Origin of the sequence: Streptomyces sp. LN549, from assembly GCF_043203805.1 — a bacterium.
Lineage (GTDB): Bacteria > Actinomycetota > Actinomycetes > Streptomycetales > Streptomycetaceae > Streptomyces.
The window spans coordinates 721448-736867 of record NZ_JAZHRI010000002.1; the positions used below are offsets into that span (position 1 = coordinate 721448).

Consider the following 15420-nt stretch of genomic DNA (forward strand, 5'->3'; position numbering starts at 1 on the left):
CTGGGAGCTGTGGGGCCGACTCGACCTCACGGTCCGCGATCTTCCGCTCGGGCTGCTTCTCCTCGGCGGGTTGCTGCTGCCATGGTTCGACGGGCACGGGTAACAGCTCGGGGGTATGACGACCCACTCCTTCGATGCCCTGGCCGCCGTGGCGCTCGCCCTCGAATGCCTCCCGCTCGCCGTGCGCAGGCGGTGGCCGGTTGTCCGTCTCGCCCTGGTGTCGCTCGGCTTCATAGTCGACCAACTCCGGGGGGCACCACCTGCTGGGCCTTGACCCCTGATGTTGGAGACACTGGATCCTGCGGATCTGAGAACGGACATCTCGTGGTCATGAAGAACTACCCGCCGGAGTTCAAGGCGGACGCGGTCGCGCTGTACGAGTCGCGGCCTGAAGCGACGATCAGGTCGGTCGCCGCTGATCTGGGGATCAATCCGGAGACCCTGCGGAGCTGGGTCCGGGCGGCCGGGGCAAGTCGTCCGCGGGGACGCCGGACGCAGGGACCGGCCCAGCCGCCGGCCCCGCTGGAGGCGGAGAACGCAGCCTTGCGGAAGAAGGTCCGCGAGCTCGAGGAGGAACGCGAGATCCTGCGCAGAGCGGCGAAGTATTTCGCCGGGGAGACGCGCTGGTGAACCGCTTCCAGTGCGTCGCCGACCACCAGCGCCGCTACGGCGTGAAGCGGCTCTGCAGCATCCTCGGCGTCGCCCGCTCGAGCTTCTGATACTGGCGCCGGACAGCTGCGGACCGGGCTGCCCGGCAGACGGCTGACGCCCGCCTGGCCGCCCGGATACGGGCGGTGCACCAGGAATCGGACGGCACCTACGGAGCCCCAGGATCACCGCCGAACTCCGGAAGACGAGCGGCGAGGCGGTCAACCACAAGCGCGTCGCCCGGATCATGAGGGCGTCCGGGATCGAAGGGGGCCGGTTGCGCCGCCGGCACCGCACCACCGTCGCCGACCCGGCCGCGGCCAAGGCCCCGGACCTGACCGGCCGCGACTTCACCGCCACGGCCCCGAACACGAAGTACGTCGGCGACATCACCTACCTGCCCACCGACGGCGGGAAGTTCTGCCACCTGGCGACCGTCATCGACCTCGCCTCACGCCGTCTGGCCGGCCGGGCGATCGCCGACCACATGCGCGCGGACCTCGTCACCGACGCCCTGGCCGCGGCGATCCGCACCCGCGGCAGCCTCGCCGGATCGATCATGCACACCGACCACCGAGCTCAATACACGAGCAGAATCTTCGTCCAAGCTTGCAGGTCAGCAGGGGTTCGGCAGAGCATGAGCGCGGTCGGGTCCAGCGCGGACAACGCACTCGCCGAGTCCTTCCACGCGACCTTCAAACGCGAGACCCTGCAAGGACGAAAAAGCTGGCCAACCGAGCGCGACGCCCGACTCGACGCCTTCCGATGGCTCCACCGCTACAACACCCGACGCCGACACTCCTACCTCGGACAACGATCACCGATCGCCTTCGAGAACGCCCTTCAACTCACACCAACCACGCTGGCACCAGCCGCATAACCCGTGTTCAGGATTCGGGGTCAACGCCCGTTGGTCGCCGGCGAACGACCTGGTCGCCTACCGCGTCGGCGGGGCGATCCTCAGGAGGACGGTCAACGGTCACGCCTTCGTGGGAGTCGAGTTGTCCCCTCCGAGTTGAGTTCGCACGTCGCGGGGCACGTGCACGCCGTGCCTGCGCATGTTGGCGATGAACCGCGCGGCGAGCGGGTCGAGTGTGGTAGGGGTGACCGCCACCAGTTGCCTGACCCAGTGTGGTGAGAACGATCGGACCGCGCCCGGGAAGCCGGCGCTGATCGCGCTCACCGGGCATACCGCGACCCCTAGGCCGGCGGCCGCGAGTTGCGGGGCTGCGACAGTCACCGATGTCCTCATCACAGGCTCCGGGCGGACTCCGGCCTTGGTGAGGGACCGGTCAAGCCACGTGCTGAGGCCGTTGTCCGGAGCGAAGTGGACAAGGCGCACTCCATCAAGATCCTTTACGCGGACGACGGGCTGCCGGGCGATGGGGTGGTCCGTTGGTGCCGCCAGCACAATTTCCTCGTCGGCGACCGCGGTGGCCGTGAAGCGGTCGGGCACCGGAGCGGGCATCAGCACCACGTCCGCTTCGTCGGCGTCGATGAAGCCGTGAAGCTCTTCTGCCGACGTGGATTCACGCAATGTGATCGTCACCGCGGGGTGACGGTCGTACCACTCGCGAACGACCGGTGCGAGCACGGAGATCAGGCTCTGCGCGCAGGCCAACCGCAGCGATCCCCCGGTCGCCTCGCCGACCGCGCGGGCCGACTGGACGGCGGAGGCAGCTGCCTCGATCGCTCTTCTGGCATCCGCGACGGCGGCGCGCCCAGCGGGAGTGAGCTTGACTCCCCTGGGTTCGCGGCGTAGCAGCATCGTCCCTGTCTCGCGTTCCAGCGCGGCGAGTTGGTGAGAGACAGCGGGCTGCGACGAATGCAGCAGCCGTGCAGCCTGTGTGACCGACCCGGAGTCCGCGACCGCGACAAGGCACTCCAGCGCCCGAAGAGAAGCCATGTCGATATTTTATCGCAGCCCACCGAAGTATGAATCTTTTCGAGGGAATGGCTCGTGACCGGAGACCGCTTCACCCCGTGAGACCTTCTCGCCCCGAGGCAGGCGAGAGGCCGGCATCGATGAAGGAGATTTTCATGGCACGAGCATTCGTCACGGGCGGTTCGGGGTTCATCGGCCAAGTGCTGGTCCGTCGGCTTGTCAGTGAGGGGCATACGGTCCGAGCTCTGGTCCGAAGCGAGGAGTCGGCCGCCAAGGTGGCAGCGCTGGGCGCGGAACCCGTGCGGGGCGAGCTGACCGACTCGGCCACGTGGCGGGACGCGGTGAAGGGCAGCGAAGTGGTCTTTCACCTCGCTGCCGAGACCGATATCTCCAGCGACCGTGCACGTCAGGAGGAGGTGACGGTCGGCGGCACTCAGGCAGCGGTGGACGCGGCCCGCTATGCCAAGGTTCCCCGGTTCGTTCACTGCGGAACCGAAGCCGCGCTCCTTGCCGGCGATCCCCTCGTGGACGTCGACGAAACCGCGCCGCTGCGGCCGGACTCGGAAGCCGTCTACTCTGCGGTGAAGGCTGAGGCCGAGGCGATCGTGCTCGACGCGAACGCGCCGGGATTCGCCACGGTGTCGATCCGGCCCAGGATGGTATGGGGTCCTGACAGCATCCTCATCGACATGCTGATCGAGTTGGTGAAGGCGGGGCAGTTCGCCTGGATCGAGGGCGGTCGCCACACGACTGAGATCACGTTCGTCGACAATTGCGTCGAGGGCCTCGTGCTCGGATGGCAGCGCGGCCGGCCGGGCCAGGCATATTTCGTCACCGACCAACACCGCGTCACCTTCCGCGACTTCTGGGAGACCCTGTTCGAGATCCATGGCGTCGACAAGCCGACCGCCGAACTGGACGCCGTGACTGCCGCCCGTGCGATCCCCGTGCCCGTTCGATGGTTCCTCGGGCAGACGTGCACCCTGCGGACCGACAAGGCGGTAGCCGAACTCGGGTACAAGCCCATCGTCTCGCACGCCGCCGCTCTGGAGGCCGTCAGGAACTCGGTGGCCGTCGACCGCGCGTGAAGCGCCCTCCACGTTCAACCGGCATACGTCAAGAGCCATCTGGAGATTTCTGTGTTTGAAGCGATAAATTGGCCGGAAGCCCTGGCCCCCAGTCGCTCCCCGATCCACTTCACCAACGAGCTCGAGGTCGAAGCTTCCCCTGAAACGATCTGGTCCCTGCTTGTGGACCCCCGAACCTGGCCCACGTTCTACCCGGGCGTCGAACATGTCCAACTGCTTGACGGACATGAATCGCTGCACCTCGGAACTCGATTCGAAACCAACCTGGCCGGCCAGGACGTTTTCGCATCCGTACAGGAGTTTCAACCGGTGACGCGTATCGCCTGGGGTGGTTACCCCAAGGCGTCGGAAGCATCCAAGGCCTACCACGCTTGGATCATCACACCCACGCCGAGGGGGAGCCACCTCTGGACCGAGGAGACGATGCAGGGCCCACTCTGGATCGAATTGGCGAAGCAGGATCCTGAAGTCTTCTGGCGCACACACGAGAACCTTCTCGCGGCGCTCGCCAAGGCAGCGGCCGAGCGTAACAATCGCACCGGCTGACTCGCGGGTGCAGCGGACTGCCGAAGGCGGCAGTCAGTGCGCAGTACAGCGGGATGCGGTCCTCCCGCGACCCCCAGGGGCGCCCCCGCCGCGGTCTTTCCGCGACCTCCGGGGGCGCCCCCGCCGCGGACCGCCCACAGCCTCACGTCGAACCACAGCGACCAACTTCTCGACGCAACTTGAGCTCTGTTGGGTGAACGGACTATCCATACAAACACCTCAGCCAGCAGTTGGCGCATTGAAGCGTTCCCTCCAACACGTTCGGACAGGAAAAACAGCGGATGTACGACAAGGTGAATTGGCCCCAACCGTATGACCCGAAATCGTCGGCTCTCTACGCGCTCAACGACATCGACGTGAAGGCGCCGCCTGAAGTGGTATGGAACCTTCTCGTCGATGCCGAGAACTGGTCGACCTACTTTCCTCCCGAAGATCAGGTCAAGATCCTGGGCCATGAGACAGTATTGGAGCTCGGAACCACGTACAGCCGGGTGACGGTGGGCTTTCCCATGACTCTCAACGTGACGGAGTATGAGCCCTTCACCAGGCTCTCGTGGGAGACGACGGTCGACGGCGACGAATCCGGTTCGAGCGCGTACCACGGCTGGGTAATCACGCCCACGAAAAATGGTTGTCACGTGCTGACCGAGGAAACGCAACAGGGCCCCTTCTTCCTCGAGGAACTCGGCCACAAGCATCCCGGTGCGCTCTACCGCTATCACCAGGACTGGGTCGAACGTCTCGCCCGTGCCGCAGAAGCGGAGGTGGCGAAACCCGCGGCCTGACCCGCATACATGCACGCGCGTGGGCGAGGCCCTGACCTCGGCTGCCGTTTGTGCAGAGGCAAGTTGGGCAGACCGGTGGCGCGGGCGTTTCGGATGCGGTCCTCGGCCCGTGCGCGTTGGCGGTGTCGCAGTTCGAGCGGCGATCGGAACGTTGGTGGCGAACGCGGTGAGCCGCACCCCGTCAGCATCAGTGAACCGCAACTGTGCTCCGGGATGAGGGCGTTCTTTGCGGACGATCAGCCGCATGCCCTTCGGCCGGCCTTTGAGGACATCGCCGTCGAGTTCGGCGACCCAGGCGCCGTCGCGGATCTCACCTTCCGGTTCGACGGCCGCTGTCCAGGCGGCGGAAGGCACTGTGAGGACGGCCCGGCGGATCTGCTCGGTGACCGTCATGCCGACCGAGCACGACAGCCACCTGCATCGTTGGGCGAGCCTGGCGACGAACGCATGGGTGCCGCCGCCGGAGTCGGTACGGATCAGTGTCCGGCGTCCGCGGTAGCTCTTCGGCAGCTGGGCCAGGGCGAGTCGGGCGGTGATGATGTGATCGGCGGCGCTGTTGCTGCCTGCGTTGCCCGGCCTGAGCAGGCCGACCACCGGCTCCCCGCTGCCACCGCTTCCGTGATCGACGAAGGCCATCAGCGGATGGTGTCCGAAGGTCTTCTTCCAGGTCGCGGTGGCGTCCTGCTGCTCGGAATGGGCCAGCCCCAGCACCCCGTCCAGGTCCACGGTCGCCTGACAGATCCCAGACGTGCTCGCGCGCTTCGGCCCGCGCGGCCCGGATCGCGTGCAAGGCCTTCGGCCCGGCCGCGGCGACGGTGTCAATATGGCGGGAGACCGTCGGGTCGGAGGCTACCGGACCGAACACGGTCGGCCCGGCCAGCAGCATGGCGACATCCGCGAGGCAGTCCCCGCCCAGCGCAACCGCGAGAGCCACATCCAGCAGGACCTTGCACAGTCGAACTCACGGCGAAGCCCAACCAGAGCGCTCCAGTGGGGCCTCGCCTCATGGCTTCAGAAGAGGCCCCGCCTGGCCCATAGGCAAGTCCCTCGCCCTATCACCGATGCCGTCACACACGTCCTGTCACGCGCCTGTCACCAACAACGTCCACGCCCCTGGACCACCGAGACCAAACCCGTGCGCACAGCATCGAACTGGACCACGTGGACGCCAAAAGACGGTACTGCCTACCTGTGCCATGTGGGACAGGAAACCGCCAGCGTCTGCCTCGCGAACTCAACTCCGTCAGCGGCTGGCGGGTTCCGGCACGGCGCGCCGTGATCACTCTTCGTGCCGGCTCTATGGGCCTCTCAGCGCGGAGTCCTCGGCGACCCTAATCGCACCGGCCACGCCCAGGACGACATGCTCGGCGTTGACCAGGCCCACCCGGCCTGCCGCGACACCAATCCGCAACAAGTCTCGCCGACCTGAGCCTGCGCTGCTTCATCGCCGCTGCTCGTCGCACATCGGAAGGCTCGGCCCACGGGCAAGGAGAAGAGGGCAGGGCAGCGTTCATTGCCCGAACCACCGGGGCAACTGGAAGGCGTCGGCGGCAGGGTTGTGACGGCTGAGCAAGCCTCACCACATGAGGATGCGGACGGTCACTCAGCTCCAGCGCAAATCCATGACCTGGGTGGCCAACCTTCGTCGGCCAATCCGGTGGCCGAGCGATCGGTCTCCAGGGTCAACGGCTTCGCGGCGATGGGATGGGCTTCGCCGTTCGCGCACGAGCCGGTGGCCGCCGCGCTGCGCAAGACGACGGGCCCATTGTGCAATCCAGCTGGCGCAGGAAGCGCGATCGCCTCGCTGCGCACCGAGGAGAAGCTGCTCTGCCTGGTTCGGCTCACTGGTCTGCGAGCAGGTGGGAACGTGCCGGACGCGAAGGCGAACTCTGGCTGGATGCAGCTGGGAGAGCGAACGGCCGGACGACGTCGCGTCAGGCCCTTCCCGGGCGAGGGGTTGCAGGTCACGATCGGCGAGGAGGAGGCAAACGGCATCTCTGGGCACACGGCTGAGGCTTTCGGTCCGCCGGTTGCTGCGCATGCGGCGCAGCAACCGGCCCCGCACCATGCGTGAGGCGAGTTCCGGGACATCTGCGCTGCCGTTGGTCACCAGAGTCATCGCCACATCGGCAGCTCGGCTACCGGCACCCGCAGTCGATCACCACCGGGTCTGCTCTGTTCCGGCCCCGCTCGAGGCCCCCGGGTCACGGAGGAGGTGGACCGGGCGTCGGCAACCGGGGTGGTCCGGGCGGTGCCGGCGCGACCAGCCGCCGGGGATGACCGAGCGCCCTGAGAGAACAGGGGCCACCGCGAACGGCGGCGACCCCTGTTCTCCGTTGAGCTGCGTGCTCAGGCCAGGACCTCGAAGGAGTAGAGGGAGTAGCCGTAGCCGGTGGCGCGGGTGATGCCCTGCATGCGGACATGGCGAGCCGTGGTGGCAGGGAACGTGAGCGTGTCGACGCCGGCCTTGGCCAGGCCGCGGCGCTCAGCCACGGTCCGCCACGTCGTACCGTCGTCGGAGACCTGGATGTCGTAGTCCTTGCCGTAGGCCGGCTCCCAGTCGAGGTTGACCTTCGAGAAGGGCTGACGGCTGCCGAGGTCGACGCTCAGCCACTGACTGTCGGTGTACTGGCTCGCCCAGCGAGTGCTGGGGGTGCCATCCACCGCGTTCGACGGCACCAGGCTCGCCGTCTCCGACGAGGAGGCCGTAGCCGCCCGGTTGAAGGCAAGGTCTCCGGGTGTCGGCTCGGGCTTGGCGACCGTGTCGGGAAGGTACGCAGTTCCCGGGCCCTGGCCGACGGTGCCCACCCGGTTCAGGAACGCCGAGTAGTTGGTGCCTGCGCGAGTGCCGGACCACATCTTCTGGGCAAGTGCGGCAAAGCTCTTCTCGACCAGGCCGTGGACCTGGAGTTCGGTGTAGGTGGAGCGGACAAGGTCGTTCCACACGGCCGGCATGGCGCCGAGGAGCATCGGATCCTGGGAGGTGAGATCACTGGTTCCGCCGAAGACGTGTGGTTCCCAGCTGTTGAAGATGTACTGCCCGTCCAGTCCCTGGCCGTGGTAGTAGTTCGCGAACGGGACCACGTAGAGCAGGCCGTCGTTGGAGTTGATGACCTTGTAGCCGTCCGCAACAGCCGCCTTGGGCGAGTACCAGCCGTTGTTCCAGCTGTTGATCACAATGTTCTTGTCGTAGCCCGCGCCGCTGCCCGACATCGCGCCGAAGCTTCCCCAGGCATTGACCTTCTTGCCCAGCGACCGCACGTAGGGGGCGATGGCGTTGACGTATTTCTTGTACTGCGAGACCAGCGACGTCGGGTACTCGTCGATGCCGATATGCACCGTCGGGCCGCGAAACCACGGCGTGAACTCGGCATAGACGCTTTTCATGAACTCGGTGGCGGCCGGATTGCTCAGGTCCAGGTGGTCGGAATTGCCACTGTCGAGTCCGATCTCGGGCTTGAACTCGACGAAGGCGCGCGCATGGGCAGGGGCATCGATCTCGGGGATGATCGTGACGCCATGGGCGGCGGCGGTGTCCTCGAAGGAGTTCCAGTCCTGGCGGGTGTACCCCTGGTCAGCACCAAGTCCGGCGAACGCGGGGTTGCTGCTCTTGAGACGGAACGCGGAGACGGCCTGCGACCAGTCACCGCCCGGAGCTTGGATCTCGTTGTCGTTGGAGGTGCAGCTGGAAGGTGTTGAGCTTCAGCCAGCCCATCCAGTGCAGGTAGGACTTGATGAACTCGGGCGTGAAGTATCGTCGCCCGACATCGAGCATGAAGCCGCGGACGGCGTAGTTGGGATAGTCCACGGCGGTGCCGACCGGGATGCTGTCGCGGTTGGCGGACCCGAGGAGCGACTGCAGGAGAGTGCGGGTGCCGTAGTAGGCGCCCTTCCGGCCCCCTCCGACGATCTCGACGGAGCCCCTTGTCACGGTGAGCCGGTACGCCTCGGGGCGCAGTTCAGTCTTCGCGGAGCCGAAGTCGGCGGAGGCGTCGATACGCAGGGAGATGTCGCCCGCGCGAGGGGTTCCCGTGGCAGCGGTGAGCCGCAATGAGGTCAGTTCGGCGGCCTCGGCGGCGACCTGGGTCGCCAGCGCCCGCAGAGCGGCCGGCGCACCAGGGGGGACGACGATGCGGCTCGACGAGGTGAGGGTGAGACTGCCTGTGCCGCCGGTCCACTGCTGCAGAGCGGGCACCACGCCGGGAGGCGCTGTGTTGACCTCCGCAGCGGCGGGGGAGGTGCCAGTGATGGACAGAAGAGGGGCGAGCAGGAAGCTGCCCAGAACTGCTCTACGCGCCGGTTTCCGCTGATTCACAGATCTCTCCGGGGGATGGGCGTGAAAGGGACAGGAGCTGCCTTCGCCGATCGGTGGAGGCAGCTCCTCAGAACGTTCCAAGAGCGGTGCCCACAGGGTTGCGGCGCACCATCGCACCGTCAAGAGGTGTAGACCTCTAAATCAAGGCTGCTGCCGCCCGTTACGGGATGAACGGCAGAAGATGCAGGTGGGGACTTCGGGCGCCGAGGTGCCCGCATCGAAAAGTCCAAGCACTGCGACCCGCGAGTCCATGCCCACGCGATGGGCGGCTTCCCGGAAGATCCGGCGCGGATGTCCGGCACTCACCGGCTTCTCCCAGGGAGTGGCGAGCGCAGCGTTCGAAGGACACGGGCCGACGCGACATCGCCGGTACCGAGCTGGAAGGCGGGTTGTCGTCACCATCTTCCACACCTTCCAGCGGTTGCTCGTCCCGCTTCACAGCGAATGATCGGGACTTCCCTCACGCGCCCCACTGGCAGACAATTCCGCTTCGCTGCCCGGCCATTGACGGGCGGCCGGCTTCGAAGCGGCTTCGATGTGTTTCACGAAACGGCACCGCGTCGTTCTCAGCTTGTTCTCCCACCTCCGTCGGCAGCTGCCTCGACCAGCTTCACGAGGGGAGCCAGGATCCGTGACAGGTCGTTCTCCGACGTGAGCGCGGGTTCGTCCTGCCATGTGTGCGCGGTGGCGGAATCGACGAAGAGCAGTGAAGCGGCACCCGATTCCCATAGGAGCACCATCCCGGTGCGCTCGTCCGATTCCATCGTGAGGCTCACAGCCGTGACCTTCGGCCGCCCGCGGGACGGGGTTCCTGGGGCTGGGCGCCTCACCGCAGAGCTGATTCCACGAGAGCGAAGGTCGTCTTCGTGCGCGGCATGCCAGTCCTTGAGCCACTGAGCGATCTCTGACATCGGGCCTCCACATGCGCCTCGAACGATCCGTCGAACGTGATCGTACGGTCGACCTTCACCGGACGCAGGAACGGTCTTCGTCCGATCATGTGCCCCGACCAAGGAATACACGTGACCACGACGAAGACCGTGAGGGTGGGACGGCTGCCTGATTTCGGTCACCCCCCGATGGCCCCCGATGCCCCTCGCTGCGCGCAGCGGGCCGGAGCCGCCTGTCGGCGACTCAAACCCCCTTGCCGCGTCCAAACGTTCACCGCCCACGCCGCGGTGCGACCTCCACAGAGAGGTCGTTGTCGACCGTGTAGTAAGCACGCGCCGATACCCCGCCGAGCATGACGGCCGGGTAGACGAAGACTGCCTTGCGGTCCGCGATGTCGTCCAGCAGCCGGGCCACCCGGATCCGCGGCGCGCCGGTGGCCGGGCGGACGTACACGTCCCAGAACACCGGCGCCTCCCCGGCACCCGGCCCTCCGGCTTCCGCCACGAGGTCCCCGTAGTCGACGGTGAACGAGAAGTCCTGGCCCCCCTCGGCCCGGAGTGCGATCTGCCGTACGGCGGATTCCTGCCCCCGTCGGTTCAGCAACACCGCCGCGCCCTCACCCAGCCGGGCCCCGAACAGCCGCGCCGCCACGGTCATCGAGTCACCCGCGAGGACGATCCGGCCGGCCTCCGCGTGCATGGCCCGCCACCAGGCCCGTACGGCGAGCCGGCCGTCCTTGGTGGCGTACGGGATTCGGACCGCCACCGGCGCGGCCCGGCCGTCGCCCCCGCCGGACACCAGCGCGCGCAGATCACGCAGGCCGGGCAGCAGCGGTGTGCGCTCCTCACCCGGCGCGCCCACGACGTAGGCATCCCAGCGGCCTTCCTCGAGAGCCGGGGCCGCCTCCAGCACGGCCCGCCACTGGCCCTGCCCCGCGGGCTCCAGTTCGGCGTAGCGGCCGGTCTCCTCCGGCTTCCCCTTCTTCGGGCGCAGCTGAAGCAGCAGCCGGGGACGCGCCGAGGCGGGCAGCGGCAACCGTACGCGTACGAGCAACCGCCCTTCCTCCTCCGCCGTCACCTCCCCGCGGGGCTTCTCCACCGGTCCGTTCATGCCCTCGTCGTCACTGCCACTCACCGCCGCGCCTTCCGTACGACCCTCACGACACTGCTGGCCGCGACGAGCATGGTGTCCCTGGTCGCGTATCCGCTGCTCACCAAGGCGTGGTCCGTCCCGCGGGCCGGCCGGCCCTCGCTCCGGGCCGCCAGCAGTTCCTCGAAGAGCTGCTCGGCCTGGGCCACGACGGGGGCAGGGGCGTAACGCCGGGAGTTCTCCAACGCGGTGCGCCCCATGCGCCGGCGCAGTTCGTCGTCGCCCACGAGGTCCAGCAGGGCTCCGGCCAGTGCGTCCCGGTCTCCGACGGGAACCAGCCTGCCGTCCTCACCGGGGGCGATGATCTCGCCGGGGCCGTACGCACAGTCGGTGCTCACGACAGGCAGCCCGCAGCGCATCGCCTCGACGATGGTCATACCGAAGGGCTCGAAATCGGAAGTCGCCGCCCCGATCGAGCCCTTGACCCACTCGGCCTCCATCGGGGTCACCGCTCCCATCAGGAACACGTTGTTGTACAGCCCGAGCCGGTCGATGAGTTCACGCAGCCGCTCCTGCTCCTCGCCTCTGCCGTAAATGCGCAACTTCCAGGCGGGATACTGTGCGGCGACCGCGGCGAAGGCCTCGATCAGCAGGTCGAACCGTTTCACCGGCACCAGCCGGCCGGCGGCAACCACAACGCGCTCGCGGCCGTCCGCGGGCGGGAGGGTGGGCGTCGGGACACTGTTGGGCAGCGCCTGCACCCGTACGCCCGGCAGTCGCATCTTGCGTCGGTAGGCGGCGGCGTCGGCCTCCGTGACGGGGGTGATCGCGTCCAGGCGCGGATAGACCCGGCGCAGCACGTTGCGCAGCCGCGGCGGGTGATTGTCGAGCGTGAGGTGTTCCTGTCCGACCCGCACCGTCCGCGCGGGGGCATGGATGGCCAGGTGGACATTGAGGCCGGGGCGGGTACCCACGACGACGTCCGCGTCGAGCGACGCCAGCGCCTCGCTGATGCGCTCATCGGTGAGCGCGCTGTACTCCCGGTAGCGGTACTCGGACGAGGGAAAGATCTTCGCCGGTGTCAGATGCCGCGGATCGTTCTTCTCGTGCCGCAGATCCACCAGGGGGCGCAGCCGCACGCGCGGGTCGAGTGTGAGGTTCGGCCGTTCCCGGCTCCGGAGCACTGAGATGATCTCCACATCGTGCCGATCGGCCAGCGCCCGGGCCAAGTTGAACGTAGTGGTGATCGTCCCTCCAATCCCATATGCGTTGTGTAAGAGAAACGAGATTTTCATGCCGTACATGACGGCTGGTACTTACGGAAGGTTGCCTGCGTAACGTCACGGCAAGGAAAGAGATCCCTTGCCGTGACCCACCGGCCGACCCGTCACCGGACGGCCTGGACCCGAACAGGGCGGCGGCCGCGTGCGGGGCCCGGGACGGTGGTGGCGTCGGGTGGCTCGCGTGGTTGCGAGGAGGGCGCCGGGCGGGGGACACGGCGGGCTGGCGAAGTTGGCGGTGCCTCGACCGCTCCGTATGGGCACGGACAGCGCGACGAGCAGAGGCACCCTTCCCGAGGCAGCAGAGCGGACACGCGCACCCACCGCCAACGACAACCAACACACCTGACGGGTCGTCACTGACGCGTCCCCGCTGACACCGGGCCCGCACATCGCAGCCGCCGCTGGTGGTGGTGTCCAGTAACCGGGCCGCCTGGATCCGGCGGGGTATCGACGCTATCAGGACGCTCCGGCGCCTGGGGCTCTGTTCACCGCCACTCGAATGGCGGTATATCGCTGAGAAGCCATTGTCGCACCGATCATGGAACGTGTGGGTCGAACAGGGTTCCCGGTCGGGTGATCTTCCGGCTGTACGCGCAAGTCAACGAGCGCGGACGCGTAATGCAACGACAACAGGGCCTTCCCGCATCGCCCGGTTCGACACGCGTGGGCTCACCCTAAGCCGCTCGTTTCAATGAGCCTTTTCCAACCTCACGTTGATGCGTGATGAAGGACGAGGACGGCTTTCACGATGTCGGTGATCCTGTTGGTGCTGCAGCGGAGCTTCCGCAGGAGGCGCCAGCCCTTGAGAGCGGCCATGGCCTGCTCGCCGAGGCAGCGGATCTTGGCGTGCGTGTTGTTGTGCCGACGCTGCCACCGCTTGAGGCGACGGCCTCGGAACGGGACGCGTAGGGTGGCCGGCTCCCTGGTACGCCTTGATCATGTTGGAGCGCTGCCTCCTCGTCGTGCTGACAGGGCAACACGCATGCCGGTCGAGACAAGCGGACACGACAGTGACGGGCCTTCTCGCACAAGCTCCTATGAAGTCACGATGCCCCTGGCCGGCCACGTGCGATGGCGTCGCCGGCAGATCGACGGATCAAGGCAAGGACACGGAATTCCGGTCAGTCAGCCCAAGGGACAGACCTGTCGGCGACGCCATCACCCATCATCACTGTCCGCCCAGCATTTCAGCTCGGCTTCGGTCAGCGCTTCGATGATCCCGTGGGTCCGTGCGGCGGTCAGGTCGTGGACGGACCCGGGCAGGGCGGGGGACGCCCACAACAGCCGGCCGAACAGATCGGTGAGGACCTGGACGTTCATGCCGTGACGCTTGTGTTTCCCGGAGTAGTACGGGGTGTCGGCGGCGATCCGGTCGATCGGCAGGAGGGTGCCGTCCAGGATCACGAACGCCTTGGTGCGGTGGTCTTCATCGCCTCGGCCAGGGTCGGGGCGAGGGCGGCCAGGACGTCGATCGCCTCGCGTATGTAGCGGTAGACCGTCGCGACGCCGATGCGGAACCCGGCGGCGAGCTGGGCGTAGGTGTCGCCGCACCGCCGGTGAGCCAAGGCGAGGAGGGCCTGCCGGCCTGCGGGCAGACGCCGCCAGCGCGTCCCGATCTCCCGCCGCCGGGCATGCAGCCGAGCACTCAGGTACCGCAAGGTACGGCTGGACAGATCAATCGACGAGGGGTAGACAAGCACGCGAAGCTCCTGGTGGGGCATGGTGGATCTTGGTCGTGACACCTCCTACCAGCAGCTTCACCGCGTTGCAGAGCCGGCCAACTGACGGACACCGCCGACAAGCGTTCGGCCACGGTCTGTGAGAACCCGTCCGCGGCCAGCAACTGGGAGACCGGCAGCGTCATCAGGCTGCGATCCCACTGCTTGTCGACCGTGCGCACCAGGGCGACAAGCAGCCGTGGCAGAAGACGCCGGCCCCGGACAGCCCCTTCCAGTTCTCATAGAACCGGGGCAGCGCCCCAGACACTTCGAAGCCGTACAGCTTCGAGCGCGATCCGGTGTGCGGCGCGATCGTTCCGTCCACCGTCTTCAGATCGTCGATGAAGCGATCCGGATCCGAACCAGCCTTGCGGCGCATGGCCTTGGGAAAGCCCGACAACGTACATCGCGGGCGATGTGCCGCATCGCTGCACACCAGTTCACCGAACCGCACCGTGGCCATCCCCGCCCCGACCATGTCGCTGTCCGCTTCCAACAGCGCCGCATCAAGGCGAGGGTCACACCACACCACGCGGGCGGGGACGAACTCGGCAGGCAGCAGGTCTCGGACCCGGACATGGCGTGGAGTGGGCTGGGCAACGTGCTGAGCGGTCAGAACCAGGCCGGGAGCAATGATGTAGCCGGTGCCGTACGACTCCTCGCCGTCCTCCGTGCTCAGCACTTCGACCGTGCGCCGTTCCGATCCTCCGATCACCGGCATGGCGCGCCTAGCCCAATCCGGCCAAAGACCCTCCGCGGCCGCCTGCCCCATCCCCGATCAGCAGATCCGTTCCCTCCGCGTCCGGTGCGACGGAGAGCGTAACCGTCATGCGATGCGTAGCAGCCCTGGACCGTTCCCCCTTTGCGTCCGCAGAGACAACGAAAGCCCTCACCCCTCCGCCCGCCGACGCCGTGTGACGAAGCTCGATCCCCAGGTCGAGTACGACGTCCTTGACCGTGAACCGGATCGGCGAACCGGCGCCGTCCCGCTGGGCTACGGCCAGACCGTTACGCACTGCCTTAATCGCGTCGGACAGTTCCGTTGGCTCCAACTCCATATATCCCCCTTGATCGTTCCCGCGTTGCCCCAGTGCGGCCGCGTTCACCGTGCTGCGGAAGTAGACGGCCAGCCGAATGGTGCCCCGAGAAGACATCCTTCAACTGACGCGCCC

The 15420-nt window shown here is 67.3% G+C and carries 12 protein-coding genes and 5 pseudogenes; 6 read left to right on the plus strand and 11 right to left on the minus strand.

Annotated elements, in window-relative coordinates:
• Window positions 1-7: 7 nt before the first annotated feature.
• Together SH922_RS03265 and SH922_RS03270 are read left to right on the plus strand one after the other, a co-directional pair.
• Window positions 8-253: pseudogene (locus tag SH922_RS03265) on the plus strand (two-component sensor histidine kinase); the annotation flags it as partial.
• Window positions 254-324: 71 nt separating this feature from the next.
• Window positions 325-1528: pseudogene (locus tag SH922_RS03270) on the plus strand (IS3 family transposase).
• A gap of 99 nt (window positions 1529-1627) precedes the next feature.
• Here the strand turns inward: SH922_RS03270 and SH922_RS03275 are convergent.
• Window positions 1628-2554 (minus strand): LysR family transcriptional regulator, encoded by a 927-nt coding sequence (locus SH922_RS03275; protein WP_393054467.1) that lies wholly within the window; start codon window positions 2552-2554, stop codon window positions 1628-1630.
• Window positions 2555-2688: 134 nt separating this feature from the next.
• On the opposite strand from SH922_RS03275, the gene SH922_RS03280 reads away from it, so the two are divergent.
• The 3 genes from SH922_RS03280 (at window position 2689) to SH922_RS03290 (ending at window position 4952) form a co-directional block, all read left to right on the plus strand.
• A complete protein-coding gene (locus SH922_RS03280) occupies window positions 2689-3621 on the plus strand; it encodes an NAD-dependent epimerase/dehydratase family protein (protein WP_393063451.1) in 933 nt (310 codons plus the stop codon).
• 51 nt (window positions 3622-3672) lie between these two features.
• The gene (locus SH922_RS03285; RefSeq protein WP_393054469.1) at window positions 3673-4167 is read left to right on the plus strand and encodes an SRPBCC domain-containing protein; all 495 of its coding nucleotides are present in this window, start codon (window positions 3673-3675) and stop codon (window positions 4165-4167) included.
• A gap of 281 nt (window positions 4168-4448) precedes the next feature.
• Window positions 4449-4952, plus strand: a complete 504-nt coding sequence (locus tag SH922_RS03290) for an SRPBCC domain-containing protein (protein WP_393054471.1) — start codon at window positions 4449-4451, stop codon at window positions 4950-4952.
• A gap of 50 nt (window positions 4953-5002) precedes the next feature.
• Here SH922_RS03290 and SH922_RS03295 read toward each other — a convergent pair.
• Window positions 5003-5901 (minus strand): annotated as a pseudogene (locus SH922_RS03295) (transposase); the annotation flags it as partial.
• A 609-nt stretch (window positions 5902-6510) separates the two neighbouring features.
• Here SH922_RS03295 and SH922_RS03300 point away from each other — a divergent pair.
• Window positions 6511-7026 carry a hypothetical protein gene (locus SH922_RS03300; RefSeq protein ID WP_393054473.1) on the plus strand — a complete coding sequence of 172 codons (516 nt, stop codon included), beginning with the start codon at window positions 6511-6513 and terminating at the stop codon, window positions 7024-7026.
• 275 nt (window positions 7027-7301) lie between these two features.
• On the opposite strand, the gene SH922_RS03305 is transcribed toward SH922_RS03300, so the two are convergent.
• The 9 genes and pseudogenes from SH922_RS03305 to SH922_RS03345 all read right to left on the minus strand — a co-directional run bounded on the left by SH922_RS03305 (window position 7302) and on the right by SH922_RS03345 (window position 15402).
• Window positions 7302-8615 carry a discoidin domain-containing protein gene (locus SH922_RS03305; RefSeq protein WP_393063452.1) on the minus strand — a complete coding sequence of 438 codons (1314 nt, stop codon included), beginning with the start codon at window positions 8613-8615 and terminating at the stop codon, window positions 7302-7304.
• Window positions 8596-9267 (minus strand): glycoside hydrolase family 20 zincin-like fold domain-containing protein, encoded by a 672-nt coding sequence (locus SH922_RS03310; RefSeq protein WP_393054475.1) that lies wholly within the window; start codon window positions 9265-9267, stop codon window positions 8596-8598. Before SH922_RS03310 ends, SH922_RS03305 begins: the two co-directional genes overlap by 20 nt.
• A gap of 566 nt (window positions 9268-9833) precedes the next feature.
• The gene (locus SH922_RS03315; RefSeq protein ID WP_393054477.1) at window positions 9834-10043 is read right to left on the minus strand and encodes a hypothetical protein; all 210 of its coding nucleotides are present in this window, start codon (window positions 10041-10043) and stop codon (window positions 9834-9836) included.
• Window positions 10044-10428: 385 nt separating this feature from the next.
• The gene (locus SH922_RS03320) at window positions 10429-11268 is read right to left on the minus strand and encodes a hypothetical protein (protein WP_393063453.1); all 840 of its coding nucleotides are present in this window, start codon (window positions 11266-11268) and stop codon (window positions 10429-10431) included.
• Window positions 11269-11288: 20 nt separating this feature from the next.
• Window positions 11289-12542: a glycosyltransferase family 4 protein gene (locus SH922_RS03325; RefSeq protein WP_393054479.1), complete on the minus strand. Its 1254-nt coding sequence runs from the start codon at window positions 12540-12542 to the stop codon at window positions 11289-11291.
• A 696-nt stretch (window positions 12543-13238) separates the two neighbouring features.
• A pseudogene (locus tag SH922_RS03330) lies at window positions 13239-13379 on the minus strand (IS5/IS1182 family transposase); the annotation flags it as partial.
• A 324-nt stretch (window positions 13380-13703) separates the two neighbouring features.
• Window positions 13704-14230, minus strand: a pseudogene (locus SH922_RS03335) (transposase family protein); the annotation flags it as partial.
• Between the two features lie 163 nt (window positions 14231-14393).
• Window positions 14394-14969, minus strand: a complete 576-nt coding sequence (locus tag SH922_RS03340) for a trypsin-like peptidase domain-containing protein (protein ID WP_393054481.1) — start codon at window positions 14967-14969, stop codon at window positions 14394-14396.
• A gap of 7 nt (window positions 14970-14976) precedes the next feature.
• Complete coding sequence (locus SH922_RS03345; protein ID WP_393054483.1) at window positions 14977-15402, minus strand: trypco2 family protein; 426 nt, start codon at window positions 15400-15402, stop codon at window positions 14977-14979.
• Window positions 15403-15420: the final 18 nt, after the last annotated feature.

Excerpts from the sequence above, each read along its gene's own strand:
- SH922_RS03275 (WP_393054467.1), bottom strand. The coding sequence starts at position 2,554 with ATGGCTTCTCTTCGGGCGCTGGAGTGCCTTGTCGCGGTCGCGGACTCC.
- SH922_RS03345 (WP_393054483.1), bottom strand. The coding sequence starts at position 15,402 with ATGTCTTCTCGGGGCACCATTCGGCTGGCCGTCTACTTCCGCAGCACG.
- SH922_RS03320 (WP_393063453.1), bottom strand. The coding sequence starts at position 11,268 with ATGAACGGACCGGTGGAGAAGCCCCGCGGGGAGGTGACGGCGGAGGAG.
- SH922_RS03290 (WP_393054471.1), top strand. The coding sequence starts at position 4,449 with ATGTACGACAAGGTGAATTGGCCCCAACCGTATGACCCGAAATCGTCG.
- SH922_RS03325 (WP_393054479.1), bottom strand. The coding sequence starts at position 12,542 with ATGAAAATCTCGTTTCTCTTACACAACGCATATGGGATTGGAGGGACG.
- SH922_RS03340 (WP_393054481.1), bottom strand. The coding sequence starts at position 14,969 with ATGCCGGTGATCGGAGGATCGGAACGGCGCACGGTCGAAGTGCTGAGC.
- SH922_RS03280 (WP_393063451.1), top strand. The coding sequence starts at position 2,689 with ATGGCACGAGCATTCGTCACGGGCGGTTCGGGGTTCATCGGCCAAGTG.